We start from the raw sequence: 23929 nt of genomic DNA, 5'->3' as shown, positions 1-23929 counted from the left end.
GCCGAGCGGGCCCCCGCGCCGAGCGGGCCCCCGCGCCGAGCGGGCCCCCGCGCCGAGCGGGCCCCCGCGCCGAGCGGGCCCCCGCGCCGAGCGGGCCCCCGCGCCGAGCGGGCTCCCGCGCGGTGGACACACCCGGGCGCGGGGCGCGGGGCTGGCGGGGTGGGGAGCGAGTTTTGCGTTGGCGGGACGCTTGGCTGGAGCAGGGGGCTATGTGCGGATTGTCGGGGCGCGCAGGGTGAGTTCGGGCGGTTGCTCGTTGCTCGAACGGGAAATCCGCTGACGATTCGGGCGTTTCAAGGGGCCGTGGGGCGGGGAAGGATCTTCGTGGAAGGCAGAGTCTCAACGAGGGAGTTGTGATGACAGCGGTGAACAATCCCGCCACCGTGGGTGAATGCCTGCGCGTCGGCGCCGGTTTCTCGCAGGGCGACCGCAACTGGATCGCCGAGCAGTTCGTCACGCTCGACAGCCGTCTGGCCGGCTTCCACGCCGACTCGACCGAGCTGGAAGTCATGGTCAAGGACCGTGACGCGCCGGGCCAGAAGGTCACCCTGGAGTGCTGGATCGCCGGCCGTCAGAAGATCGTCACCACCTCCACCGAGGAGGACCTGAACGCCGCCCTGCACGACGTCCGCGACGACCTGCGCCGCAAGCTGGACGACGCCAAGACCCGGCAGGAGCCGCGCAGCAACCGTCACCTCCGCTCGCAGCCGGACCTTTCACCGGAACTCGTGGAGTAGAACTCCCCGCTTGACGGGAAGAGGGGCGCGCCGCGTCCCTCTTCCCGTCGTGTCGGATAGCGGTCGAAGCCTTTGACTCGCCGCGGCCGCAGGCGTGCGCTTGAGGTTCTCCTCTTCGGGAGGCCGATATGCGGTTCGCGGCGACACTCCTGCTCCTGCCGGCGATGGTCTTCCCGTCGGCCTGTCAGAAAGACACATGCCCGGCGGGCTCCGAGAACTACAACGGCAAATGCCTGCCACCCCTGACCGCTTCGTACGTCCGGTGCGTCGACGCGAAGGACAAGAACCTCACCGAAAAGGTGGAAGCGGGCGCCACCGTGCCGGCGGCGGCCTTCACTACTTTCAAGGCGGCCTACTCCCGGTCGTGGACCGAGGACAGCGCGGCCGCTCTCCAGTACGTGAAGGACTGCATGACCCTGGCCCGGGAAGAGGTGTCCGGGAAGGAAGCGGCCGCCGTCCAGGAGGTCGAGAAGAAGACGATCGTGTACATCAAGGTGGTCGAGCGCAAGCAGCCGGCGATCGAGGTGGAGCCCACGTCCCTCACCTGCACGGAGTCGGGCTGCGGAGACATCACGATCAAGAGCATCGGCCGGGGCGAACTGCGGATCGGCCGGATCACCGTGACCGGTCCCGACCGCGGCGACTTCCGCCCCGGCGACGAATGCGCGAACCGCGCACTGGCACCGGCGAGAGGCCCCGACGACTTCGAGACCTGCACGATGAGCGTGGGATTCGAGTCGTCCGCGGCCACCTCCACGGCCACGCTGGTGATCCACCAGAACCTGCCGAGGCCGGACACGGGAACGAAGGTCGCCCTCTCCGGCACCGGAACGGGCACCGCCGGGCAGGAGCACACCCTGACCGTCGTGGCCGGCCCGGCCGTCACCGTGACCAGTGATCCGGCCGGCATCGACTGCGGTTCCGCCTGCAGCGCCCCCTTCTCCGGCGAGGCCGTCCTGCTGACCGCCACGTACGTGCCGGGCGACGGGCAGTTGACGTGGGACGGCTGCGACCAGGCCGCCGGCGACACCTGCCAGGTGAGCCTGACCACCGACCGGAAGGTCACCGTGAGCCTGTCGTAATGGGGTCCGGGGCGGCGGCCGGCACGGGATGCTGGTGGGGTGCTGGAGCCGTGGGACCGGATCGTGGAGTGGTTGCGGCAGCATTGCCCGGCCGACGCGGCTGACGTGCGGGCGCCCGCGGCTGAGGCGGATCTCGAGGCGGCGGAGAGCGCGGTTGGCGTGCCGCTTCCGGTTGATCTGGCGGCGTGGTGGCGTACGGCCGATGGTGTCGGGCCCCGGTTTCATCTGCTTCCGGGCTTCGCGCCCTACTCGGTGCGGGACGCGCTGGCCAGCCGGCGGACGTGGCTGGAGGTGTCCGAGCCGTCGGGTGACACGGAGCCGGCGGGCTCAGCCTGTCACGGCGTCTGGTTGCCGCAGTGGCTGCCGGTCGCCGGCAACGGCAGCGGTGATGATCTCTTCGTCGACCTCAGGCCCGGGCCGGCGTTCGGGTGCGTGGGGCGGTTCGACCATGAGATCTGGGAGTACGACGGTCCGCGGTGGCCCGGCATCACGGCCGTGCTGACCGAGGTCGGCGAGGCGCTGGCAACCGGACGGGCGATCAATCATCAGCAGCCGCGGATCGTGGACGGCCGACTTTCCTGGGAGCACGTCTGGGTCCGTCCCCGGATCGGCCCGTCGGGGGAGATCGCGGTCGGGGACGTGACGCCGGATGAGGCCGGGATTCGGCCGGCGGTCCTGGTCGACGGTGCCGAGGGGGAGCAGCTGCCGGTCTATGTGCCGCGTGATGTCGATGCTCTGCTTCGCGAACGCCTTGCCGAGGCGGCCCGGGCCGGTGGATCTGTTGTGCTCGTCGGGGAGCCGCTGACCGGTAAGAGTCGGACCATGCATGAGGCTGTCACCGCCGTACTGCCGGACTGGGAATTGATTTTGATCTCCGACGCGCAGCGGCTCGCCGGCGTGGCCCGGGCGGGGCACCGGCGGCGGATCCTGTGGCTGGACGACATGCGGGCCGACAAGTTCAGTGCTTCGCTGCTGGTCTACAGCCTGCGCCAGCTGCGACGCCCCGGAGCCGTCGTGGCCGGCACGTGTCAGGCCGATCAGTGGGCGCTCATCATGCCGCCCGATCAGGTGGATCACGCGCTGGTGCCGAGCCGCCCGAACGTCCTGCGAAGCCCCGAGCAGATCCGGGCCGGGGAAGTGACCGAGCTGGCCGCCCTCACCACGGTGCTGAGATTGCCGGCGGAGCTGTCGCCGGACGAGCGTGCGGCCGCCGTCACCGCGGGCCGCGCCGACCGGCGGATCGCCGTGGCTCTGACCGATCCCGGTGGCCTGGTGCCCGCGCTCGGCGGAGGGCCGGCCCTGGTGCGGCGGTGGGAGGAGGCGGAGGACGAGTACGACTGGGCGCTGGCCACCGCCGCGGCCGACGCCCGCCGGGCCGGCTGTCGCACACTCGGCCGCGAGCTGCTGACGGCGGCCGCCGGCGCCTACCTCGGCTCGGCGACGCCGGTGCCGTCATGGAGCGGCGAGTACGTCATGGGTGACTACCTCTACGACCACATCCGGCGTGCGCGGGCCACCACGCCGCTGCCGGAGCGGGCGTGGCGGGCGCTGATCGACCACCACGTTCCCGGCGACACCTTTCTGCTCGCCGAGGGGGCGATCGCGGAAGGGCGGCCCGACCACGCCGAGGCCCTCTGCCGCCGCATCCTCGACACGGTCGAGGACCTCGAGGAGCCGTACCGCCTAGCTCGCCGCACGATGGCCGTGACCGCTTTGGTTCAGCTGCTGGCCGGCGCCGGCCGCGTCGGCGACGCCCTCGCCGTCGTGGAGCGGCATCCCGGATCGGCCCGCGCCGAGGCCGTACAGACCCTCGATGAACTGCTCGCCCGCCACGACCGCACGGACGACCTGCGGCGCCGGGCGGAAGGCGGCGACCCGTACGCCGGAATGTTTTTGAGCCGTTTGCTGGCCCGCACGGGAGACCTGGCCCAGCTCCGCGAACGCGCCGAACGCGACGACCCCGCCGCTCTGGCCGCTCTGATCCAGCATTTGCACGAGCAGGACCGGGCCGACGAGGTCGTCACATTGCTCGAAGAGCTCGCCGCCGGCGGAAACGAGATGGCGGCCGCGCTGCTGAACACCGGCCACGAATAGGTTCGCCGGTCCAGCCTGACGGTATGGTCAGGCCGATCAACTGACGTTCGGGCGATAGGCGTACGCATGATCGTGGCGTGGGGAATTCCGCTCCAGCCGGCTCGGGCCGGCTCCGTATGACCACGCTCGTCGACCGCCATGAGGAACGTGCGGCCATCGGCCGGTTGGGCCGTTATCCGGAGGTCCTGCGCGCCATCGAGTCCAACGGGGACTTCTCCGATCCGACCATCTCCACCTGGGTCCTGCCGGAACTGGTGGAAGCCGCGGTCCGGGTGGGCGATTCCGAGCTGGCGCTCGATGCCCTGGCCCGGCTCGTCACGGAGACGGAGCCGTTCGGTACCGGGTTCGCGCGGGGAATCGAGGCTCGCTGCCGGGCATTGCTGGCCGAGGGAACGGTCGCGGCTGAGCTGTACACGGAGGCGATCGAGAAACTGGGGCGGACCGGCCTGCGCCCGGAGCTGGCGCGAGCCCATCTGCTGTACGGCGAATGGCTGCGCCGCGAACGACGGGGCGTGGACGCGCGCGACCACCTACGGCGTACGACCTGTTCGTCACGATCGGGATGGAGGCGTTCGCCGGGAGCTCGTGGCCGCCGGTGAGACCGTGGGCAGACCTGCGGTCGCGACGGGCGCCGAGGTGGAGCTGACCGCTCAGGAGCGGCAGATCGCCCAGCTGGTCCGGGACGGCTTCACCAACCCCGAGGTCGCGGCGCGGTTGTTCCTGAGCCCGCGCACCGTCGAGTGGCATTTGCGCAAGGTGTTCGGGAAGCTCCCGGCGGCAGTTGCGCGACGCGTTGCCGGGCAGCGGCCTGCCGGCGTACGGGAAAAGGTCATAGCTTGTCGCTCTCGAGGGTCGGCTCGGTGCGGATCGGCTGCGCGGGAATCCATGGTGGCGGCGGCGGAAGCGGAACTCTGTCGGCGATCCGGAAGCGGCGGGCCAGCACGACGATCACCCCGGCGTAACCGATCAGGACCGGCAGGTCGGCCAGCGCCAGCTGCCACGGCATGTCCGTGGCGGTCTCGTCCAGCGTCAGGTCTCCGTAGGCGGCGGCGAGACCGGAACCGATCAGGTTGTTCATGACGTGCAGGGCGATCGCCGCCTCCAGGCCACCCGTGCGGATGGTCAGCCAGCCGGCGACGGCGCCGAAGACGATCAGGTCGGCGAAGCCCCACGGCGTGCCCCAGCCGTGCAGGGAGGCGAAGACGATTGCCTGTACGGCGATGGGCAGCCACGGATTGCGGGTGCCGACCGCCTGGAGGAGCCAGCCGCGGGTCAGATATTCCTCGGCGGCCGCCTGGAGCGGCACGACCAGCAGCAGCACCAGCATCGAGACGGCGAACGGGCCCCAGCCGGCCAGCGCGTCGTCGAGGCCCACGTCCTCTCCGGTGGCCGCGGCGAAGGTCATCCCGGCGGTGAGGAAGACGACGACGGCCACGCCGGCGACCGGCAGGCAGGTGAGCAGCCAGCGCAGGCGCAGGCGGCCCGTGACCGAGGAGAGCGTGCCGGCCGGGCGGCGCTGGATCAGGTGGGCGGCGAGCAGCGGGAACGGCAGCAGCGCGGCAATGAGCAGGAACGACGTCGCCAGCGTGGCCAGCGGGCCGAATGACGGGATGCCGTCGGCGTCCTCGGGGCGCCCGGCGATCACGGCGGCCAGGGTGATGACGAGGAGGCCGCCGATGGCCACGCCGATGCCGGCGACGACGATGAACAGGGTGCCGACGACCGGCTGCCACCACCGGAAGACGGGGGTGCGGGCGAGCCGGTGGTACGGGGTGGACGGCGCCGGGGCGATCACCATGGGCACCAGTGTGCCGGGGGATGCAAATCGGGGTTCGTCCGCTGCGGTCGGTTGCAGGCACGACCGTACGGAAACCAAGGTCTTTGCATTTATGTCGGTCAATACGATGATCCGGCACCGGTCCCGGCCGAGACATCGAAGGCCGATCTCCGGCGGGCGCTGAACCGGTAAAGACACCTTCATGCTCCAGCGGCGACTATGGCATTGACAGTCATAAATGTGTGTCCTTATGGTCGGCCCAGGTAAGCGCTTACCTAACGCCCCCCAGAGAACCGGAAGGATCCCCGATGTCCGCTCCCAAACTCCGTCGCCGCACCGTCCTCGCGGCGATGTCCGCCAGCGTTCTGGCGGTCGGCGGCGTCACGGTCGCCAGCCAGCTCGAGGCCTCCGCCGCCGAGAGCAGCCCGGTCGGTTTCGCCAGCCTCAACGGCGGCACCACCGGCGGCTCGTCGAGCACAGTCGTCACCGTGACAAGCGCTTCCGCCCTCAAATCGGCACTCAGCTCGAGCACCTCGCAGACCGTCCGCGTCTCCGGCCTCATCTCCATTTCCGGCATGTACAACGTGGCCTCGAACAAGACGGTCATCGGCGTCGGATCGGGCTCCGGAATCACCGGCGGCGGCCTCAACCTGTCCGGCGTGCGCAACATCATCCTGCGCAATCTGGTGTTCCGTAACGCCGGCGACGACTCGATCAACGTGCAGACGAACACCACGAACGTCTGGATCGACCACAACGACCTGGCCAACGGCTACGACGGCCTGATCGACATCAAGCGCGGCTCCGATTTCATCACCGTCTCCTGGAACCGCCTGCACGACCACGACAAGTCCATGCTGCTCGGTCACAGCGACGACAACGGCTCGCAGGACATCGGCCACCTGCGCGTGACCTACGTGCACAACTGGTTCAACGGCACCAATCAGCGCCACCCGCGCGTGCGATTCGGCAACCCCGTCCACGTGCTGAACAACTACTACAGCAACATCGGCTCGTACGGCGTGGCCTCCACCGAGAACGCGGGCGTGTTCGTCGAGCGCAACTACTTCGAGAACGTCGGCAGCCCCACGGTCACCCAGACCGGCGATTCCGCCGCCGGCAACCTGAAGGTCCTCAACAACTACCGGGTCAACTCCGGAACGGAACAGGTCCGCAACGGCGCGAGCGTCGCCGCGATCCCGTATTCCTACACACCGGAGGCCAACAACACGGTCAAGGCCACAGTCACCGCCGGAGCCGGCACCGGCAAGATCTGACGAGCGGAGCGCCCGCCCTTTCCCGGGGCGGGCGCATCCCCGTGCGCACTGATCACCGGAACGGCGCCAGGGTGGCCCGGATCGTTTCGGCGGCGCCCCAGTCGTCGTCGAACTGGGCCAGGACGGCCAGATGCTGCCGCAACTGGATGATCGGCATGCGGGCTCTCCAGCCGTCGTCGAGGCCGGTCAGCTCGGCGTAGACGTCGAAGAACCGGCGCGACTCCGGCGGCGGCGCCGTGGTCCAGAGGTGGGCCAGGTCGACCTCGGCCCACATGTACGACACCGCCGGGTCGATGAGCGCGGCGCGCCCGTCCGGGGTGGCCAGCACATTCTGGGCCCACAGATCGCCGTGCGTCAGGCAGGCGGGCCGAACCGGCAACAGCTCGGGAAGCCGATCACAGAGCCGTTCCAGCGCGGCCCGGTCGGCGGGTTCGAGCGCCTTCTCGACCCGTGGCTCGGAGAGCCAGCGCAGCAGCCGGCGTTCGGCGAAGAACGCGAAGCCGTCGCCGGCCCAGATGTTGACCTGCCGGCGGCGGCCGAGCCAGTTGTCGCGGTGCCATCCGAAGCGGGGATGGACCGTGCTGGTGTGAAGGCGCGCGAGCGCGTGGGCGAACCGCTCCCAGAAGGCTTCATCGCGGGACCGCGGCCGCAGAAGCGACAACACGAGCACCTCATGGTCGGCCACGATCACCTCAGGTGTCGCCAGACCGCCGAGCTCGCGCAGGGCGGCCAGCCCTTCCGCTTCCGCGGCGAAGACATCGCCGTCCGGCGCCTCGGCGAAGGCTTTGACGAAGACCGGCGGCGCGTCCGCCCGGTGGGCGATCCCGGCGAGCGCGGCCAGCCCACCGCTCACCGGTTCGACGTTGACGACGTCACGGACCCCGGCTCGCGACAAGCGCTCCGCCAGAAATGTTGTCACGGGCTCTCCTCGGTCGTGTGGACGACTCAACTGAATCTCTGGTCGGCACATGCGGTCGACTGATCAGTGACGACCACGGAATCCGACCTGGCCTTGGTGGGAACGCTGTTGATCAGCTTCTGGCCGCGCTGATCGAGGAACTGGGTGAAGACCTGCTGGGCGAATCCGAACACCAGCGCGTATGCCAATATCTGAGCCGACTTGTCGATGGCGCTGAATCCGGGGACGAATTCACCGGCCAACAGGATGATACCGACCAGCGCGGTCAGCGCGCCGGCGGGAAGCTTGAGCAGCGCCAGCGGGACCGAGACGTTGTACGGGGTGGCGTTGGAGTACAGATCCCGGATGAACAATGCCGCGGAGAGTGCCCCGCCGGTGAGGCCGAGGGCGGCGACGATGAAGAAGTCGAGCGGCGAGTGCCGGCCGTGGAGCGAGCTCACGTTCGCGTGCCGCCCCGAGTCCAACGGGCACACGATGTTCGGGGCTCCGCTCGCCGGTAGCGAATCCTGCACGAAACACAATGGCACGAGGCCGGGTTCGAAGGACATCAGTATGATCAGCGCGAAAAGAAGAAGCACGGAAGCCAGGATTCCGATCAGCATGATGTTGCGAAAGTGGCGGAGTTTCAGCCGCTGCCGATCCGCCGCCGCGTGGCCGGCCTCGATCACCTTGCTCAGATCACACGTGGTGACCTGGCCGTCCCCCTTCCACGAGTTCCAGCAGCGATGAGCGGTCTCTCGCACGGGGCTGTCGATGCTGAGTGACTCACGTGCCCGCCGGACCGCTTCCGGTATCTCGGCCCGGGTCTCGTTGTCGTCGTAGACCCGGGCCAGAAGGGCTTCAGCATTGTGAATATTCCGGAACGCCGCCTCGGTGCAGTTACCTGACCACCAGCTGCGGACCGGGTTGTACTTCGGTTGCTCACCGAGCGCCGCCTTTCTCGCGGTTTCCAGAAGTCCATGGACCTCGTTGAGGATGGCATGCGTCTCCTCTTTGTTGTGGCCGTCCATCCTTGGCGCTCGCCACTTTGTCAGGATCTGTCTTCTGCCGTTCAAAGGAGCGCCTTTGGAACGTCCGGCCCGTTCGGAAATGATGTTCGTTCTGGCGGTGAGAAGCTCGATCTCGGCCATCGCGTCCTGTACCCAGGACAGCTTTCCTGTTCGCATGGCAATCTCCGTAGGTCGATCGATGGCGGATTTTCGCGGCTCGTCGGCCGCTGGCGAAAGATACATCGCCGACCCCGGCGCCGGCCTACGCAGTTCTCCCCATGCCCGACCCGAGGGAAAGGGTGACGGGAGGCGCGATCGCAGAAAAGAGCGTGTCCGGCGGCCGCGACTCGGCGCCGGTCACGCGTAACAGGCCGGCACGCTGTCCGGCCAGAACCGCGCCCAGGCGGTCGCCGACGTCCAGCTTGCGGTAGAGATTTTCCAGATGCTTCTGCACTGTCCGTTCGGAGATGCCGAGCCGGCGCGCGATCGCCGTGGCCGTCCGGCACTGGGCCAGCAAGCGCAGGACGGCGAACTCCCGGGAGGTCAGATCGGCTCCGCCGGTGGACCGCGAACCGGCGGATCCCCGCACCACGTCCGCCTCGCGCAACAGTGCCTGCAGCAACGGCTGCAGGCGCCGGGCGACGCCGATGTCGGCCTCCGTGAACGTTCGGCCACCGGAGGCGGCGACGAACGCGATGTGGAGACCCGGTTCGAGGCGCACCGGTATCGAGAGCCGGTCGCCGAGCCCTTCCCGTCGCATCACCGCGAGCCAGTGCCGGCTGGCACTTTCGTCGCCGAAACCCGGCGGGACGCGGCTGTCCAGCTGTGGGGCGGGGTTCCTCGTCGTCTCGAACCAGCACACCAGTCGATCGTTGCGAAGTCCGCGGCGGAGGAAGTCCGCCAGTTCTTCGGTGGCCACCAGGGGCGGCCACACGTGGGCGCCCGCGACCGACGGTGTCGCCCAGTTGAACGAGACACCCCGGGCCCGCAGAGTCTCGCGGAGCAGCTCGGCGATGCGCTCCACGGGAAAGGCGTCCTCGGCCGGGTCGAACGCGCGCCCGGCCAGGTCCATCCACGGCCCGAAATCGACGTGATCCTCCACCGGTCCACTATCGCGGTGTTCGAGGCGAAGGGTGCTGACGGATCAGCGACTGTAGGACCGTGAGGTCACCGCGAGCGGGCGGGTGCGGCGGTCGTACGACCGGGTTGCCACCGCCAGCGCGCCGATCCACACGGCGAACTGCGGGATGCCGTAGACGCCGGTCCACGGGCTGAAGATCGCTTCGGGGGCGTTCCACTGCGCGACCGCCAGCACCGCCGCCCACATCAGGTAGGCGGACAGGGCCACCACCAGCGCGTATCCCGGAACGAGCAGCAGTGGCCGAGGCACCCGGCGGCCCGCCAGGCCGGGGACCCAGCGCGGGAACACCAGGCCCCAGGGCCGGATCAGCGCCAACGCCAGGATCGCGGGAAGCAGCGCCAGCGCGTTCAGCGTCCACAGATAGGTGGTGCCTCCGTCGGCGTGCCATTGCTCGAACCGTTCCTCGTCGGCGACGAACAGCGGGATCTTCGCGGCCCACACCACGTGCAACGGCATGAAGCCCACCGTCGCCATCAGCGCCGCGATCGCTCCCGCCCACACCGCCGCCCGTGACGGCGGCGGCACCTCCGATTCGCGTCCCCCGTGTGCATGCATCGGCCCAGTCTGATCGATGCCGCCGCGACCGGCAGCCCCGCTCGGCCCGCGCTGATAGCGTCGCTGGCATGAAGATCGCGGTGATCGGAGGCGGCGTCGTCGGCCTGTCGGCCACGGCCGCGTTGCTCCGGCGGGGCGCCGACGTCCAGTGTTACGAGGCCGGGGAGCCGATGGGTGAACGCTCGGCCGGCGACACCCGCATCTTCCGGCTGGCCCACACCTACCCCGACATGGTGGAGCTGGCCGCCAGATCACGGGCGCTGTTCGCCGAGTGGCCCGGCGCTTCCTTCATCGACGAGGTCGGCACCGTGGTCAGTGGGCCCGAGGCCCCGGCATGGGCGGCGGCGATGGCCGCGGCCGGCGCCGCCCACGAGATGGTCGAGGCCGGCTCGCCCCGGCTGCGGCTGCCGGCGACCACCTTCACCGGTCCCGCGCTGATCGACCCGGCCGGCGGGGTGATCCGGGTCGACCGCGTCCGGGCCTTCCTGGTCGCCGCCGTCGGCGACCGGCTGCGGACGGCCAAGGTCGACGCCGTCGACGAGACAACAGCAGGTGTACGCCTCCACGCCGGCCCCGACGCCGACACGTTCGACGCCGCCCTGATCTGCGCCGGCGCCGGCACCTCCGCGCTGGCCGCCGGCGCCGGCATCCCCACCCCGCCCGAGCTGGAGCATCACTTGCGGGTCAGCTTCCCGGTCCGCCCCGGCGCGCCCGAGCCGCTCCAGTGCTGGATCACCGAGGACACGTACCAGCATCTGGCCGCCCCCGGCACGTGGGCGGTCGGCGCCGACGTCGACTCCGCGCTGGTCACCTGGGAGGGCGGCCGCGCCGCCGCCGAGCAGGCGTCGCTGGAGGTGCTGACCGCGTACGTCACCGAGCATCTGCCGTTCGTCGAGCCGCGCCCGGTCGCCCGCGTCTACTGCACTCACGACCCCGGTCTGGGCGACGGCCTCCAGTTCGCCCGCAACGGCCGCGTCCTGGTGACGTACGGCGAGAACCTGATGAAGTTCGCCCCGTTGCTGGGCGAATTGCTCGCCGGATCGGTCCTCGACGGCTCCACTCCCGCCAACGCCGGCCCGTCGCAATGAAGATCGGGCCGGGCTGCATCGCTGGACGCTGGACGAGGAGGCCGCGGCGGCTTTCTTCCGCCAGGCCGTCGGGTCGGGGGTGACCTTCTGGGACACCGCGAACGTCTATCAGGGCGGCACGTCGGAGGAGTTCGCCGGCCGGGCGATCACCCGGTTCTCGCGCCGTGAGGACATCGTCCTCGCCACGAAGGTCAGCGGGAAGACGCACGACGGGCCGGCGGCAGCGGCCTTTCCCGCAAGGCGATTCTCGAGCAGGTGGACGGGTCCCTGCGGCGGCTGGGCACCGACTACATCGACGTCTACTACGTTCACCGCTTCGATCCGGAGACGCCGGTCGAGGAGACCCTGCAAACCCTTGATGACCTCGTACGGGCCGGCAAGGTGCGCTATCTCGGCGCGTCCCAGTACAACGTGCTCCGGCGCGAGGAGGAGCGGGACATGATCCCGATGTGCCTCGACCAGGGCGTGGGCCTGACCCCGTACTCGCCTGTCCCATCGTCGGCGCCACCAAGCCCGACCACCTGGCCGACGCCGTCGCCGCCCTCGAGCTGCAACTCACCGAGGACGAGGTCACCGCCCTGGAACAGCCCTACACGCCCCAGGACAAACTACTGGTGGTGAGGCACAGGGACCCGACTGGGATCTATACACTCCCGCCATGGGGATCATGGCGGGGCTGGCGGCCGAGGAAACGTCGTCGGGTGTGGGGTTTCCGCTCTGGTGGACCTATGTGATCGCGATCGTGCTCCTCTGGGTGGTGGCCATCGGCCTGGTGGTCTGGGCGCTGCGCCGCAGCCGGCGACGGCGCCGATAGCGTCGCGGCCGGGCTGGACCGGCGGGCGTACGATCCGAGCGGGAACGCCCGCGGAGGATCTGACATGGACATGTCCGGCGAACCGGCGATCGCCATCACTGCTCTGCACAAGTCGTTCGGCCCGACCAAGGCCCTTGACGGCCTCGATCTGACCGTGGCCGAGGGGGAAGTTCACGGGTTTCTCGGCCCGAACGGCAGCGGCAAGACCACCGCCATCCGTGTGCTGCTGGGACTGCTGCGGGCCGACGCCGGCCAGGTGCGGTTACTCGGTGGTGATCCGTGGCGTGACGCCGACCGGCTGCACCGGCGGCTGGCCTATGTGCCCGGTGACGTCACGCTGTGGCCGGGCATCACCGGCGGTGAGGTCATCGACCTGCTGGGGCGGCTGCGCGGCGGCGCCGACCGGAGGCGGCGGGACGATCTGCTCGAACGGTTCGACCTCGATCCGCGGAAGAAGGCGCGCACCTATTCGAAGGGCAACCGGCAGAAGGTCGCGCTGATCGCCGCCCTCGCGTCGGACGCCGAGCTGCTGCTGCTCGACGAGCCCACCTCGGGCCTCGACCCGTTGATGGAGTCGGTGTTCCAGCGGTGCGTCCACGAGGTCAAGAGCCAGGGCCGCACCGTTCTGCTCTCCAGCCACATCCTGGCCGAGGTCGAGGCGCTCTGCGACCGGGTGAGCATCATACGGCTGGGCCGCGCCGTGGAGTCGGGCACGCTCGGCGAGCTGCGTCATCTGACCCGGACGTCGATCGCGGTGGAGACCGCGCGACCGCTCGACGGCATCGCACGGCTGCCCGGCGTCCACGACGTCGTCGTCGACGACCATCACGCCCGGTTCGACGTGGACACCGCCCAGCTCGGCACCGTCGTCCGCGAGCTCGCCCCGCTGGGTGTGCGCAGCATGACCAGCACGCCGCCGACGCTCGAGGAGTTGTTCCTGCGGCATTACGGCGGCCCCGGAGCGCAGTCGTGACCGGGACGGTTCCGCTTCTGCGTTTCCTGCTGCGCCGGGAACGCCGGGCCCTGCCCTGGTGGCTGGCCGGTGTGACGCTGCTGGTGCTCGTGCAGTCCACCCAGAGCCAGAGCCTCTACGGCACCCCGGAGGAGCTGCGGCGGCTGCGGGAGACCATCGGCGCCAACAACGCCGTGATCGCGATGAGCGGGCCGACCGACCTGCTGGCCTCGATCGGCGGCGAGATCGTGTTCGAGATCTTCGCGTTCGCCGCGATCGTGGTGGCGTTGATGAACATGTTCCTGGTCGGCCGGCATACCCGCGCCGACGAGGAGACCGGCCGGGCCGAGCTGATCCGGTCGGCCCGCGTCGGCCGGCACGCGCCGCTGGCCGCGGCGCTCCTGCTGGCCGTGCTGGCCGACCTCGTGGCCGGTCTGCTGGTGTTCGCGGTGGCGGCCGGCACGGGGCTGCCGGTCGCCGGTTCGGCCCTGTTCGGTGCGGCGATCGCCGCCACCGGCCTCGTCTTCGCCGCGGCGGCCGCCGTCGCGGCGCAGATCTTCGAGAGCACCCGCGCCGTGTACGGGACGGTGGCCGCTCTGCTCGGGGCCTCCTTCGCCCTGCGCGCCGCCGGCGACGTGGGCGGCGGCGGGCTGTCCTGGGCCTCACCGATCGGCTGGGGCCAGCGGACCCTGCCGTACGCCGGCGACCGGTGGTGGCCGGTGCTGCTCTCGCTGGCCGTCGCCGTCCTGCTCGGCGCCACCGCGGTGGCACTGCTGGAACACCGTGACTTCGGCGCCGGCCTGGTGGCGACCAGACCCGGCCGGGCGTACGCCTCCGCGAGGCTGGGCAACGTGTTCGCGCTGGCGTGGCGGCTCCAGCGTGGGTCCGTCGCCGGGTGGGCCGCCGGGCTGTTCCTGCTCGGGGTGGCGTACGGCTCGATCGGTGACAGCATCGAGCAGTACGTGCGGGACAACCCGGAGATCACGCAGTTCCTGACCGGCGGCGCGGCCGACGTCCTGAACGCCTATCTGGCCGTGACCGCCGGCATGGCCGCGCTGCTCGCGGCCGCGTACGGCGTGACCAGCGTCCTGCGGGCCCGGGCCGAGGAGACGTCCGGCCGGGCCGAGGTCGTGCTGGCCACCGCGGTGAGCCGCGGCTCGTGGCTGGCCGGTCAGCTCGGTGTCGCCCTGCCCGGAACCGCCCTGACGCTGATCGCGTTCGGGTTCGGCGAGGGGCTCGCGTACGGGGTGACCGTGTCCGACGCGAGTCAGGTGCCCCGGTTGATCGGTGTCGCGCTCGCCTATCTGCCGGCGGTGTGGCTGGTCGTGGGGGTGGCGGTGCTGGCGTTCGGCTGGCTGCCTCGGCCCGCCCCGGTCGTGGCCTGGCTGGTCGTCGCCTACTGCGCCGTGATCACGCTGTTCGCCGACTCGTTCGACCTGCCCGGCTGGTCGCGGCAGGCCTCACCGTTCACGCACACGCCGCAGGTGCCCCGGGCCGAGCTCACAATCGCCCCTTTGCTGGTGACGGTCCTGCTCGCCGCCGCGCTTGTCGTTGCCGGCCTGGCGGGCCTGCGCCGCCGCGACGTCGGATATTGAGCGCCGGGCTTCATTCGGCCGGGATGAACCGTCGTGCTGGGCTGACTGGGATTCTGGGCGGGCCGACGGCGCTGCTGGGGGAGAGGCTCAGATGCGGACCTGCGTGCGGGGCTTGATGGTTGTGGCGGTGCTCGCTCTGGCCGGTTGTGGGGGCGGCGACGGGGACGCCCAAGTGCGGATGGCCGAGCGGGACCTGGCCGGCAGCCAGGAGGACCTCGCCGGGGCGCAGGCGGAACTGGCCGCGCAAGTCGACGCGTTCTGCCGGAACAGCGCGGCCTATGTCACCGCCCTGGATCGCTACGGGGATCTCATCAACGAGACCACGCCGACCGTGGGGGACGTGAAGTCGGCCGGGGCCGAGCTGGCGGAGCCGCGGTCCGACGTGATCGGCGCGGCCGAGGGCATCCGGTCCGCCCGTGAGGACGTGGCGGCGGCCGAGAAGGAGGTGGCCGAGGCCACGGCCGCGCTGGCCGCCGCGCACGGGAAGGCGCCGCAGTCGTCGGGCCCGCCTGACGTGACGGCGTCTCCGCCGAGCGCCCAGGTGAGCCGGGTCAAGCAGGCCGACGCCGAGTTCGCGGCGGCGCAGGCCGGTGTCACCGATCAGACGCCGCTCAGGGAGGCGTCGGAGCGGTTCAACGCGGCGGCGGTCGCGCTGGAGATGGCATGGCTCAGCCTGCTCGGCGAGACCGGCTGTGTCAGCGAGGACCAGCACGGAAAGGCCCGCGACTACACCCTGGCCGTGCAGAAGGCGCTGGCCGAGGCCGGTTACTACAAGAGCGAGGTGGACGGCGTCTACGGACCGGAGACCGTGGCGGCCGTGCAGGCCGTACAGAAGGCTCATGACCTGCCCGGGACCGGGACCGTGGACAGGGCGACCGACGCGGCCCTGCAGTCCGACCTGAAGGCCAAGGGCGGTGCGGCCGCCGAAGAGGCGGTCGCGGCCACCGCCGCCGTACAGCAGACCCTGAAGCTGGCCGGATTCTGGACCGGCCCGGTGGACGGCGTGTGGACCGACGAGCTGACCGCGGCCCTGAAGAAGTTCCAGACCTCCCTGGGCGTGGAGCCGTCGGGCACCGTGGACGCGGCTACAGTGGCCGCGATGGAACAACGCGCAGCCGAGAGCAAGCAACCACAGCCGAGCCAGTCGACGTAGGCCCGTGCCCACCCTGCGCCTTTCGGACGAGGTCATGGAGACGGCCCGCGCGATCCTGCGCGCCGAACGCTCCCGGCTGGCCGGCCTGCTGGGTGACCACGAGCTCCTGCTGGTCGGTGGCAGCTCTGTGCCCGGCGCGCTGACCAAGGGCGACGTCGACCTCCACCTGCGAACCCCACCCGCCGCCTTCACCGAGACGGTCGAGACCCTGCGCGGGGTCTACCGCGTGGCGCTCCCGCACATCTGGCAGCCCACCCTGGCCACGTTCGAGGCCGACGCCCCACTGCCGACCGGCGTCGCGGTGACGCCCGCCGGCTCCGAGCACGATCTTCGCTTCACCCGCACCTGGCAGCGCCTCGCGACCGCCCCGGCTCTGCTGCGCGCCTACAACGACCTCAAGCTGACCGCCCGCTCCGACCCGGAGGAGTACGAGCGCCGCAAGTCCGCGTTCTTCGACACCCTGGCCGCCCCGGCTCAGTAGGGCCGCACTACGCAGTCCTCCCCATACCTGTTCGACCCGGTGCCGTTCGAGGCTCATTCATGTGCGTCGGTGGCATGGACGTTCAGCGGTACCGCATCGAGACGAAGGACGTCGCGAAGGTCGCGGAGCAGATCGTCTTTCCGTCGGACATCGCCACCCGCGGACGCGTCACGTTGCCCAAGGCAGGGTTTCTCAACAGCCCCGAATACGTGCAGTCCTTGGAGTTCAAAGCGTGGGCCAATCGGGGTCGCCGGTTCGTCTTCCGCTGGGAGGAAGACTGATGTTCATGACGGGCCGAGGAATGTGGGGCGGATCGACGGGGGGATCGGGCCCTTGTTGCGGCGGCCCTGTCCTGTCTCCTCCCAGGCGTGGGCCAGGATGCCGACGCTGCGGCTCAGGACGAACAAACCCCGGGCCAGTGGGGCCGGGAAGCCCAGCTCGGTGTAGATGACCGCGGTGGCGCCGTCGATGTTCATGGGCACCGGGTGCAGCGCCTTCTCGACGGCCAGGGCCGCCCGGAGGTGATCGCCGGGGACCACGCCGGCCCCGGCCGCCGCCTCGGTGAGGGCGAGCAGGGGGTCGCGGCGGGGGTCCCGGGTGTGGAAGCGATGGCCGAAGCCGGGCAGATATCGGATGCCCCGGGCGCGCCACTCGGCGATGACCTCCTCGGCCGGCGCGGCGCGGGTGACGATCTCCGACAGGAGCTCGGCGCATTGTTCGCCGGCGCCGCCGTGTGAGTCACCCAGGACGTTGATGGCGCTGGCCATCGCGTTGTTGAGACCGACCCCGCAGGTCGCGGCCATCCGGGCCACGGCGATCGACGGGGCGTGCGGGCCGTGGTCCACACCGGCGATCAGGGCCGCCTCGAAAAGACGGAGCTGGTCGGGGGTGGGGCGGGAACCGCGCAGCATGAGCCAGGTCATCTCGCCGAAGGTGATGTCACCGATCAGGGTGGCCACGGGTATGCCGCGCAGCTCGATGACGTTCGGCTCGATGCGGGAGACGGCGGTCGCCCACCAGTCCGCGGCCTGGGAGTCGGTCATGGTCAGTAAACCTCGATCTTGCCGGTGGGCCGCGGGCTGTGGAAGTCGTTGTAGAAGTACTCGCCGCGGCGCTTGAACGTGTACTGGAAAGACTCGCCGGGCTTCAGCCGGATGTCGAACAGGCCCTCGAAGAACTGTGTCGCGCCGTGCGAATGCACGTTGTCGGCCGGGTTCGTGAAAGTGACAGTGGTGCCGACCGGAACGCGCAGGTGGGTCGGGGCCATGCCGTTCACGGCCGTGGATTCCGTGCTGCCGACCGTGCCGGTGGCGGCGTCATAGGTGCGGGCCAGCACGACGGTGTTGTTCACGGCGCTTCCCTCGACCGGGCCGCCGGAGACCGGGCGGCGGACCACCGGCGGCGGCGGCGTCGGGGCCGGCTTGACCTTGCCGCCGATTTTGAACGTCCACAGGAAGTCGCCACGGGGCGCCGAGTCGCCGTACGGGATTCCCGTTCCCCCGGCGTAGACGGACAGGTACTGGGTGCCGTCCACCTCGTACATGATGGGGCTGGCGCTGATGGCCGCGCCGCACTGGAAACGCCACAACTCGCGGCCGTTGAACGCGTCGAGGGCGATGAGGTTGCCGTCGGGCTGGCCGATGAAGATGAGGCCGCCGGCCGTGCTGAGCACGCCGTTGCCGTGGGCCAGGGAGTACGGCATACGCCGCTTCCAGCGCACCTTGTTGGTCGTCGGGTCGACCGCGACGACGCCGCCGGTCATGTATTCGCCGGGCGGGCGCAGGCCGTTGCTGCTCTCCGAGAGCGAATGCGCCGCCGCCACATATCCGTAACCGGTGTAGACCAGGCCGGAATTGTGGCTGTACGACTGGTGGTTCCAGCACGCGCCGCCGCCGTGGCCCGGCGTGGAAAGGACCGGCACGTCCCAGAACGGGTCGTAGAGTTTGCCGCGTTTGTAGTTCGGCACCGCCCGGTTCGGGTCGCCCGGAACCGACGTTCCCAGCGGCTGCGGGACGACCTCGTTCTCGATCCAGCCGCCCTGGCGCGGGAACGGCTGCGTGGGCCAGGTCTTCTGCCGGGGCTCCTGCGGCACCGGCACCTCGTCGATGCCCAGCGGGGCGCTCCCGTCCGTACGGTCGAGAATGTAGTACATCCCGCTCTTGCTGCCGTAGACCACGATTTTGCGCAACCGGCCGTGAATGCGGACGTCGGCGAGGACCGGGGCCATCGAGTTGTCCATGTCCCAGATGTTGTGGTGTACCGACTGGAAGTGCCAGCGGTACTGCCCGGTCTTCATGTCCATGGCGACGATCGAGCTGGAGAACAGGTTCTGCCCGCCGCGGCCCGAGCCGTCCTGCGACGAGTTGCTGCCGCGCGCGTTGCCGAACGTCCAGTAGACGAGCCCGAGCTCCGGGTCGAGCGCCGGATGCAGCCACGGCGTGGCCCCGCCGACCTGCCAGGAGTCGCCCTCCCAGGTGTCGTTGCCGAGCTCGCCGGGTCCGGGCGCGCCCCAGAAGTGCCAGACCACCGAGCCGTCGGTGGCGTCGAGGGCCAGCGCGGCGGCGCGGTTGCTGTCGTGCGTGCCGACGTGCAGCAGCCCGTCGTGATAGGTGACGGCGACCTTTTCCATGCTGCCGTAGCCGGTGATCTGCCGCTCCCACACGACGGCGCCGGTGGCCTGGTCGAGCGCGATGATCCAGCTGCCCTTGCCGTGGGTGAAGACCTTGCCGGCGCCGACGGCGACGCCGCGGCGGGTGACGGTGCCGCGGGTCTGTGTGTACGTCCACCTGGTCTGCCCGGTGCGCCCGTCCACCGCGTGCACGTTGCCCAGCGCCGACTCGATGTAGAGCACCCCGTCGACCGCGACCGCCGTGCTCTGGTTGGTGCCGGTGGTGAGCCCGCCCTCGATGCGGTTGACCCAGGCGCCGCCGAGCCGGCGGATCGTGCCCTGGTTGATGTCGCGCAGCGCCGAGTAGTTCTGGTTGCCGTAGTTGCCGCCGACCTTGGGGAAGTCGGATCCGCCCGGGGTGGTGCACGCCTGCGCCGGCTTGGCGGCGGTGGCGGGGGACGGCGCCGCCCCGACCAGCGCGGCCGCGGCAATCGTCCCCTTGAGGACGGTGCGGCGTTGAACCTCCATCGCGTTCTCCTTAGTGGTCCACCTAGTGGACCCATAGGTCCGTCTAGAGGTACGCAGCGTACGACGCGCAGCGAAAGTAATCCATGCTTGCGCTGCTCGAAACATCGTCTTTATATTGAGCCCGGCCGTTAGATCGGAACACTCGGTCCGTCAGGCGGACCACCGAAGGGCGGGTCAGAGTGACGAACAGGCGCAATGTCCTCAGAGGGGCCGCGGCGGCCACTGCGGCGGCCGCGGTCGGCGCGACCGCCGGCGCGGGATCGGCCGAGGCCCATGCGGGCGGCAAGGAGCCGGCCGTCAAAGAGCCGATCACAACAAACATCCCGCGCGGCCAGGAGAAATACTTCGACCCCTATTACAACGTCGTCCGCGGCCAGGTCCCCGCCTCGTACCACCCGTGGGTCGCCAACCGCCAGGACAAGATCCTTCTTTACACGCGTACGGCCGGGCCGCGGCATGCCCATCTGGGGCCGGCCCTGGCCGCCGGGCTCAACCCCGCGCTCACCGAGGCCCACGTGCTGCAGAACGCGATCGTGAAGTGGATGGGCGAGGCCGGCGTGCAGGTCGACTGGACCGAGGACGTCACGCTGATGCCGGGCATCGGCAGCACCTACAAGGCGGTCGTCTTCGGCAGCACCAGCCGCGACACGCTCTTCAAGCACGGCACGGCGGTGCAGCCGAACGCGGCGGTCAACACGACCACGCCGGCTCACCTCGACGCGGCCCGGACGGCATTGCGGCAGTACGTCCGCGCCGGCGGCGGTTTCGTCGGCATCCACAACGCCATCGGCGGCACCGAGTACAACTGGCCGTACTACGAGGGTCTCAGCGGCGGCACCCAGTATTACGACCACGGCGCCAATCAGAACGGCACGGTCGTCACGCTCACCAAGGATTCCTCGACGCAGGGGCTGCCGCAGCGCTGGGAGTTCAAGGACGAGTGGTACAACTGGATGCCCTTCCCGACCAGGGTCAAATTCCTGCTGGCCGTCGACGAGGCGTCGCTCGCCACCAAGTCGAACACCCACCCCGGTCACGGCAAGTTCCACCCCATTTCCTGGTGCCAGTACTACGACGGCGGCCGGTCCTGGGTGACCGCGCTCGGGCACGATTCGCAGGCGTACATCGACGGGTCGGGTTTTGTCGGTCAGGCCTTTTTCAAGAAGCACGTCGTCAATGGAATCCTGTCCGCCATGGGCAAGATCCCGTTCTGCGTATAGGGAGGAACCGCCATGGAGAAGAAGAAGACCTGGACCAAGCCGCGTACGGAATGCCTCGAGTCGCGCGCGGAGATCTCGGGGTACGCCGGAGTCGACCGCCCGTGGCTGACGAAGCGCTGAGCCGCGAGGCTTTCGCCGCCGAGCTGCGCTCCCTCGCGCCGCGCTACTGGGACGGCCATCCGTTCCATCGGCGCCTGCACGCGGGGGAGTGCGGCCCCGGTGAGGTCCGCTCGTGGGTCGCCAACCGCTGGTACTACCAGCAGATATTGGCGCGGAAGAATGCCGCCGTCATCGCGAACTGCCCGCTTCCCTCGGTGCGCCGGGCCTGGCTCTCCCGGGTCGTCTTCCACGACGGCGCCCGCGACGGCGAAGGCGGCGAGGCCGATTGGCTGGTGCTCGCGGACGCGGTCGGGCTGTCCCGGGACGAGCTTCTCGACGAACGCCACGTCGCCCGGGGAACCCGGTTCGCGGTCGACGGATATCTCCAGTTCTGCCAGCAGCGGCCGTGGATCGAAGCGGCGGCCGCGGCGCTGACCGAGATGTTCTCACCCACCCTCATGGCGGCCCGCGTCGTCGCGTGGCGCGAGCATTACGACTGGATCAAACCCGACGGCTACGCCTATTTCGACAACCGCATTCCCGTCGTCCGCCACGACGCGCGCTACACGCTCGATCTGGTGCTGACCCATTGCCGTACGAGGGAATCGCAGATCGCGGCGGTGAAAGCGCTCGCCTTCAAATGCGACGTGCTCGGGGCCATGCTCGACGCCATCGACTATCAGGGCGGCGTGGGATGAGGCCGGGCCTGGCCGGCGGGGTGCGGTTGGTCCACGACCCCGTGCGTGACATGGACGCGCTGCTCTATCCGGAGGGGAGCCTGCTGCTGGACGGGCCGGCGCCCGACGTCGTGCGGGCGTGCGACGGCCGGCGCGGCCTTCCCGAGATCGTCGCCGTGCTCGCGTCGTCCTACGACGGGGTCGAGGCAGCCGACGTGGCCGATCTGGTCGCCGACCTGGCCGACCGGCGGTTGCTCACCGACGGCGGCGCGGCGGCACGTGCCCGAACAATCAGCGGGAAGCCCCTGAACCGGACTCCGCTCCCGGTCGGAATGGTGGCCGAGCTGACCTATCGGTGCCCCTTGAGCTGTGCCTACTGCTCGAATCCGGTGGAGGTGTCACGCGCGGAGCTGGACACCGCGGGATGGCTGAAGCTGCTGACGCAGGCGCGCGACCTCGGCGTACTCCAAGCGCATTTCTCCGGTGGGGAGCCGGTGCTGCGGCCGGAGCTGCCCGAGCTGGCCGCCCACGCCCAAGGCCTCGGCATCTATACCAACCTCATCACCAGCGGCGTCGGTCTCACCGCGAAGCGGCTGGGCGGCATCGACCACGTGCAGCTCTCGGTGCAGCACGCCGACCCGGCCGCGGCCGACGCCATCGCCGGGCTGCGCTCGCACCACCGCAAGATCGCGGCCGCCGCCCTCGTCCGGGAACACGGGCTGCCGCTGACGGTGAACGTGGTGCTGCACGCCGGCAACGTCGACGCCCTGGAGGAGATCGCCGCCTTCGCCGCGAGCCTCGGCGCGTCCCGGCTCGAGCTGGCACACACCCAGTACTACGGCTGGGGCCTTCGCAACCGGGCCGCCATCATGCCCACGGCGGCCCAGATCCTCCGCGCCGACGAGGCCGCGGCCCGCGTGCACGGCCGCTACGACATGGAGATCGTCTACGTTCGCCCGGACCACCACACGGGCCGCCCCAAGCCGTGCATGAACGGCTGGGGCTCGCGTCAGTTCGCGGTGAACCCGTCCGGCACCGTCCTGCCATGTCTGGCCGCCGACCAGCTGCCCGGCCCGAAACCCAGCGGCTCCCTCGAGGAGATCTGGTTCGGCTCGGAGCTGTTCAACCGCTTCCGGGGCACGGCCTGGATGCCCGACCCGTGCCGTAGCTGCGATCTGCGCGAGCTCGACTTCGGCGGCTGCCGCTGCCAGGCCTTCCAGCTCACCGGCGACGCCGCCGCCACCGACCCGGTCTGCTCGCTGTCGCCCCACCATCAGGACCTGATCCCGGCCGGCGGCCCCCGCCCGGCCGTGATGCCCCGGCGCTACCGGTGAGGGTCCGCGTGCTCGGCAGCGCCGCCGGCGGTGGCTGCCCGCAGTGGAACTGTGCCTGCGAGACCTGCCGCCGCGGCCATGCCCGGTTGCAGGACTCGGTGGCGGTCTCCGGCGACGGACGGTCCTGGTACCTGATCAACGCCTCCCCGGACATCCGCACCCAGCTGATCGGCACGCCTTCGCTGCGGCCCGGTCCGGGCCTCCGGGAGACTCCCGTGCGCGGCGTGCTGCTCACCACCGCCGAGCTCGATCACACCATCGGCCTTCTCTCGCTGAGAGAGGCCGATTCGCTGATCGTGTACGCCACCAGCGCCGTCACGACCGCACTGGCACCCCTCCGGGCGCTGCTATCGGCGTACACCAATGTCGAATGGCGTGACCTGCCCGCCCAGCTCGACCTCGACGGCGGCCTGTCCGTCCGCCGCCTGACCGTGGGCTCGAAGCGCCCGCGCTACGCGGCCGGCCTCCCGGGTGATGGCTGGGTGTCGGCCCTGCGGATCTCCGGCCCGCCCGAGTTCGTCTACGCCACCTGCCTGCCCGCGTGGACCACCGAGTTCGACGACTTCATCGCCGGGGCCGGCGAGGTGCTGCTCGACGGCACGTTCGCCACGGACGACGAGCTGACCCGCATGACGGGGAGGCGGGGGAGCGCGGCCGGCATGGGTCATCTGCCGATGGCGGACTCGCGCCCGCATCTCGCCCGGCACCCCGGGACGCGCTTCCGGTACGGGCATCTGAACAACACGAACTCCGCCGCCGGCCCGGACGTGGCCGAGGACGGCATCGAACTCATCTGATCTCCCGGGCGC

At 70.3% G+C, this 23929-nt stretch carries 24 protein-coding genes and 2 pseudogenes; 19 read left to right on the top strand and 7 right to left on the bottom strand.

The window, feature by feature from the left end; genetic code table 11:
• The first annotated feature begins 356 nt into the window (after positions 1 to 356).
• The 5 genes and pseudogenes from ACFY36_RS15955 to ACFY36_RS15935 form a co-directional block, all read left to right on the top strand.
• Positions 357 to 737: an HPF/RaiA family ribosome-associated protein gene (locus ACFY36_RS15955; RefSeq protein ID WP_499746700.1), complete on the top strand. Its 381-nt coding sequence runs from the start codon at positions 357 to 359 to the stop codon at positions 735 to 737.
• A gap of 128 nt (positions 738 to 865) precedes the next feature.
• Positions 866 to 1819 carry a hypothetical protein gene (locus tag ACFY36_RS15950; RefSeq protein ID WP_499746699.1) on the top strand — a complete coding sequence of 318 codons (954 nt, stop codon included), beginning with the start codon at positions 866 to 868 and terminating at the stop codon, positions 1817 to 1819.
• A gap of 39 nt (positions 1820 to 1858) precedes the next feature.
• Complete coding sequence (locus tag ACFY36_RS15945) at positions 1859 to 3913, top strand: SMI1/KNR4 family protein (RefSeq protein WP_499746698.1); 2055 nt, start codon at positions 1859 to 1861, stop codon at positions 3911 to 3913.
• A gap of 77 nt (positions 3914 to 3990) precedes the next feature.
• A complete protein-coding gene (locus ACFY36_RS15940) occupies positions 3991 to 4512 on the top strand; it encodes a hypothetical protein (protein WP_499746697.1) in 522 nt (173 codons plus the stop codon).
• Positions 4499 to 4630 (top strand): annotated as a pseudogene (locus ACFY36_RS15935) (hypothetical protein); the annotation flags it as partial. The gene ACFY36_RS15940 and the pseudogene ACFY36_RS15935, both read left to right, overlap by 14 nt.
• A 112-nt stretch (positions 4631 to 4742) precedes the next feature.
• Here the strand turns inward: ACFY36_RS15935 and ACFY36_RS15930 are convergent.
• Positions 4743 to 5711 (bottom strand): CPBP family intramembrane glutamic endopeptidase, encoded by a 969-nt coding sequence (locus ACFY36_RS15930; RefSeq protein ID WP_499746696.1) that lies wholly within the window; start codon positions 5709 to 5711, stop codon positions 4743 to 4745.
• A gap of 287 nt (positions 5712 to 5998) precedes the next feature.
• Here ACFY36_RS15930 and ACFY36_RS15925 point away from each other — a divergent pair, with 287 nt between their 5' ends.
• The gene (locus ACFY36_RS15925) at positions 5999 to 6967 is read left to right on the top strand and encodes a pectate lyase family protein (RefSeq protein WP_499746695.1); all 969 of its coding nucleotides are present in this window, start codon (positions 5999 to 6001) and stop codon (positions 6965 to 6967) included.
• 52 nt (positions 6968 to 7019) lie between these two features.
• Here ACFY36_RS15925 and ACFY36_RS15920 read toward each other — a convergent pair whose 3' ends face one another.
• The 4 genes from ACFY36_RS15920 to ACFY36_RS15905 form a co-directional block, all read right to left on the bottom strand.
• Positions 7020 to 7886 carry a fructosamine kinase family protein gene (locus tag ACFY36_RS15920; RefSeq protein WP_499746694.1) on the bottom strand — a complete coding sequence of 289 codons (867 nt, stop codon included), beginning with the start codon at positions 7884 to 7886 and terminating at the stop codon, positions 7020 to 7022.
• 26 nt (positions 7887 to 7912) lie between these two features.
• A complete protein-coding gene (locus tag ACFY36_RS15915) occupies positions 7913 to 9052 on the bottom strand; it encodes a hypothetical protein (protein WP_499746693.1) in 1140 nt (379 codons plus the stop codon).
• An 85-nt stretch (positions 9053 to 9137) separates the two neighbouring features.
• Positions 9138 to 9977 (bottom strand): response regulator transcription factor, encoded by an 840-nt coding sequence (locus ACFY36_RS15910; protein WP_499746692.1) that lies wholly within the window; start codon positions 9975 to 9977, stop codon positions 9138 to 9140.
• Between the two features lie 42 nt (positions 9978 to 10019).
• Positions 10020 to 10571, bottom strand: coding sequence for a hypothetical protein (locus ACFY36_RS15905; RefSeq protein WP_499746691.1), 552 nt, complete (start codon positions 10569 to 10571; stop codon positions 10020 to 10022).
• A gap of 68 nt (positions 10572 to 10639) precedes the next feature.
• Here ACFY36_RS15905 and ACFY36_RS15900 point away from each other — a divergent pair, with 68 nt between their 5' ends.
• From ACFY36_RS15900 to ACFY36_RS15860, 9 genes and pseudogenes are all read left to right on the top strand, one after another.
• Positions 10640 to 11659 (top strand): NAD(P)/FAD-dependent oxidoreductase, encoded by a 1020-nt coding sequence (locus tag ACFY36_RS15900; RefSeq protein WP_499746690.1) that lies wholly within the window; start codon positions 10640 to 10642, stop codon positions 11657 to 11659.
• A 13-nt stretch (positions 11660 to 11672) separates the two neighbouring features.
• Positions 11673 to 11804 (top strand): annotated as a pseudogene (locus tag ACFY36_RS15895) (aldo/keto reductase); the annotation flags it as partial.
• Positions 11805 to 11914: 110 nt separating this feature from the next.
• Positions 11915 to 12280, top strand: a complete 366-nt coding sequence (locus ACFY36_RS15890; RefSeq protein ID WP_499746689.1) for an aldo/keto reductase — start codon at positions 11915 to 11917, stop codon at positions 12278 to 12280.
• A 37-nt stretch (positions 12281 to 12317) separates the two neighbouring features.
• Complete coding sequence (locus tag ACFY36_RS15885) at positions 12318 to 12473, top strand: hypothetical protein (protein WP_499746688.1); 156 nt, start codon at positions 12318 to 12320, stop codon at positions 12471 to 12473.
• Positions 12474 to 12543: 70 nt separating this feature from the next.
• Complete coding sequence (locus tag ACFY36_RS15880; protein ID WP_499746809.1) at positions 12544 to 13446, top strand: ABC transporter ATP-binding protein; 903 nt, start codon at positions 12544 to 12546, stop codon at positions 13444 to 13446.
• Positions 13443 to 15020 carry an ABC transporter permease gene (locus ACFY36_RS15875; protein WP_499746687.1) on the top strand — a complete coding sequence of 526 codons (1578 nt, stop codon included), beginning with the start codon at positions 13443 to 13445 and terminating at the stop codon, positions 15018 to 15020. The genes ACFY36_RS15880 and ACFY36_RS15875 overlap by 4 nt, the downstream gene beginning before the upstream one ends.
• A 127-nt stretch (positions 15021 to 15147) precedes the next feature.
• The gene (locus ACFY36_RS15870; protein WP_499746686.1) at positions 15148 to 16173 is read left to right on the top strand and encodes a peptidoglycan-binding domain-containing protein; all 1026 of its coding nucleotides are present in this window, start codon (positions 15148 to 15150) and stop codon (positions 16171 to 16173) included.
• Between the two features lie 4 nt (positions 16174 to 16177).
• Positions 16178 to 16654 (top strand): hypothetical protein, encoded by a 477-nt coding sequence (locus ACFY36_RS15865; RefSeq protein ID WP_499746685.1) that lies wholly within the window; start codon positions 16178 to 16180, stop codon positions 16652 to 16654.
• A gap of 74 nt (positions 16655 to 16728) precedes the next feature.
• Complete coding sequence (locus tag ACFY36_RS15860) at positions 16729 to 16935, top strand: hypothetical protein (RefSeq protein WP_499746684.1); 207 nt, start codon at positions 16729 to 16731, stop codon at positions 16933 to 16935.
• A gap of 3 nt (positions 16936 to 16938) precedes the next feature.
• On the opposite strand, the gene ACFY36_RS15855 is transcribed toward ACFY36_RS15860, so the two are convergent.
• Both ACFY36_RS15855 and ACFY36_RS15850 read right to left on the bottom strand, forming a co-directional pair.
• Positions 16939 to 17697, bottom strand: coding sequence for a citryl-CoA lyase (locus ACFY36_RS15855; protein WP_499746683.1), 759 nt, complete (start codon positions 17695 to 17697; stop codon positions 16939 to 16941).
• 2 nt (positions 17698 to 17699) lie between these two features.
• Entirely contained in the window at positions 17700 to 19790 is a 2091-nt protein-coding gene (locus ACFY36_RS15850; RefSeq protein WP_499746682.1) for an outer membrane protein assembly factor BamB family protein, read from the bottom strand.
• A 179-nt stretch (positions 19791 to 19969) separates the two neighbouring features.
• Between ACFY36_RS15850 and ACFY36_RS15845 the strand changes: the two genes are divergently transcribed.
• From ACFY36_RS15845 to pqqB, 4 genes are all read left to right on the top strand, one after another.
• Positions 19970 to 21010: a ThuA domain-containing protein gene (locus tag ACFY36_RS15845; protein WP_499746681.1), complete on the top strand. Its 1041-nt coding sequence runs from the start codon at positions 19970 to 19972 to the stop codon at positions 21008 to 21010.
• Positions 21011 to 21111: 101 nt separating this feature from the next.
• Positions 21112 to 21807 carry a pyrroloquinoline-quinone synthase PqqC gene (gene pqqC, locus ACFY36_RS15840; RefSeq protein ID WP_499746680.1) on the top strand — a complete coding sequence of 232 codons (696 nt, stop codon included), beginning with the start codon at positions 21112 to 21114 and terminating at the stop codon, positions 21805 to 21807.
• Positions 21804 to 23120 carry a pyrroloquinoline quinone biosynthesis protein PqqE gene (pqqE, locus tag ACFY36_RS15835; protein ID WP_499746679.1) on the top strand — a complete coding sequence of 439 codons (1317 nt, stop codon included), beginning with the start codon at positions 21804 to 21806 and terminating at the stop codon, positions 23118 to 23120. The genes pqqC and pqqE overlap by 4 nt, the downstream gene beginning before the upstream one ends.
• Positions 23121 to 23128: 8 nt before the next feature.
• Positions 23129 to 23917, top strand: a complete 789-nt coding sequence (pqqB, locus tag ACFY36_RS15830; protein WP_499746678.1) for a pyrroloquinoline quinone biosynthesis protein PqqB — start codon at positions 23129 to 23131, stop codon at positions 23915 to 23917.
• The last annotated feature ends 12 nt before the right edge of the window (positions 23918 to 23929 follow it).

It is taken from the genome of Actinoplanes sp. NPDC000266, from assembly GCF_042899005.1.
Classification (GTDB): Bacteria; Actinomycetota; Actinomycetes; order Mycobacteriales; family Micromonosporaceae; genus Actinoplanes.
This window is presented reverse-complemented; position numbering and strand designations above follow the sequence as displayed.

Coding starts and splice junctions, on each gene's coding strand:
- ACFY36_RS15955 (WP_499746700.1), top strand. CDS start 357: ATGACAGCGGTGAACAATCCCGCCACCGTGGGTGAATGCCTGCGCGTC.
- ACFY36_RS15915 (WP_499746693.1), bottom strand. CDS start 9,052: ATGCGAACAGGAAAGCTGTCCTGGGTACAGGACGCGATGGCCGAGATC.
- ACFY36_RS15925 (WP_499746695.1), top strand. CDS start 5,999: ATGTCCGCTCCCAAACTCCGTCGCCGCACCGTCCTCGCGGCGATGTCC.
- ACFY36_RS15855 (WP_499746683.1), bottom strand. CDS start 17,697: ATGACCGACTCCCAGGCCGCGGACTGGTGGGCGACCGCCGTCTCCCGC.
- ACFY36_RS15950 (WP_499746699.1), top strand. CDS start 866: ATGCGGTTCGCGGCGACACTCCTGCTCCTGCCGGCGATGGTCTTCCCG.
- ACFY36_RS15905 (WP_499746691.1), bottom strand. CDS start 10,571: ATGCATGCACACGGGGGACGCGAATCGGAGGTGCCGCCGCCGTCACGG.
- ACFY36_RS15930 (WP_499746696.1), bottom strand. CDS start 5,711: ATGGTGATCGCCCCGGCGCCGTCCACCCCGTACCACCGGCTCGCCCGC.
- ACFY36_RS15860 (WP_499746684.1), top strand. CDS start 16,729: ATGGACGTTCAGCGGTACCGCATCGAGACGAAGGACGTCGCGAAGGTC.
- ACFY36_RS15850 (WP_499746682.1), bottom strand. CDS start 19,790: ATGGAGGTTCAACGCCGCACCGTCCTCAAGGGGACGATTGCCGCGGCC.
- ACFY36_RS15885 (WP_499746688.1), top strand. CDS start 12,318: ATGGGGATCATGGCGGGGCTGGCGGCCGAGGAAACGTCGTCGGGTGTG.
- pqqE (WP_499746679.1), top strand. CDS start 21,804: ATGAGGCCGGGCCTGGCCGGCGGGGTGCGGTTGGTCCACGACCCCGTG.
- ACFY36_RS15900 (WP_499746690.1), top strand. CDS start 10,640: ATGAAGATCGCGGTGATCGGAGGCGGCGTCGTCGGCCTGTCGGCCACG.
- ACFY36_RS15880 (WP_499746809.1), top strand. CDS start 12,544: ATGTCCGGCGAACCGGCGATCGCCATCACTGCTCTGCACAAGTCGTTC.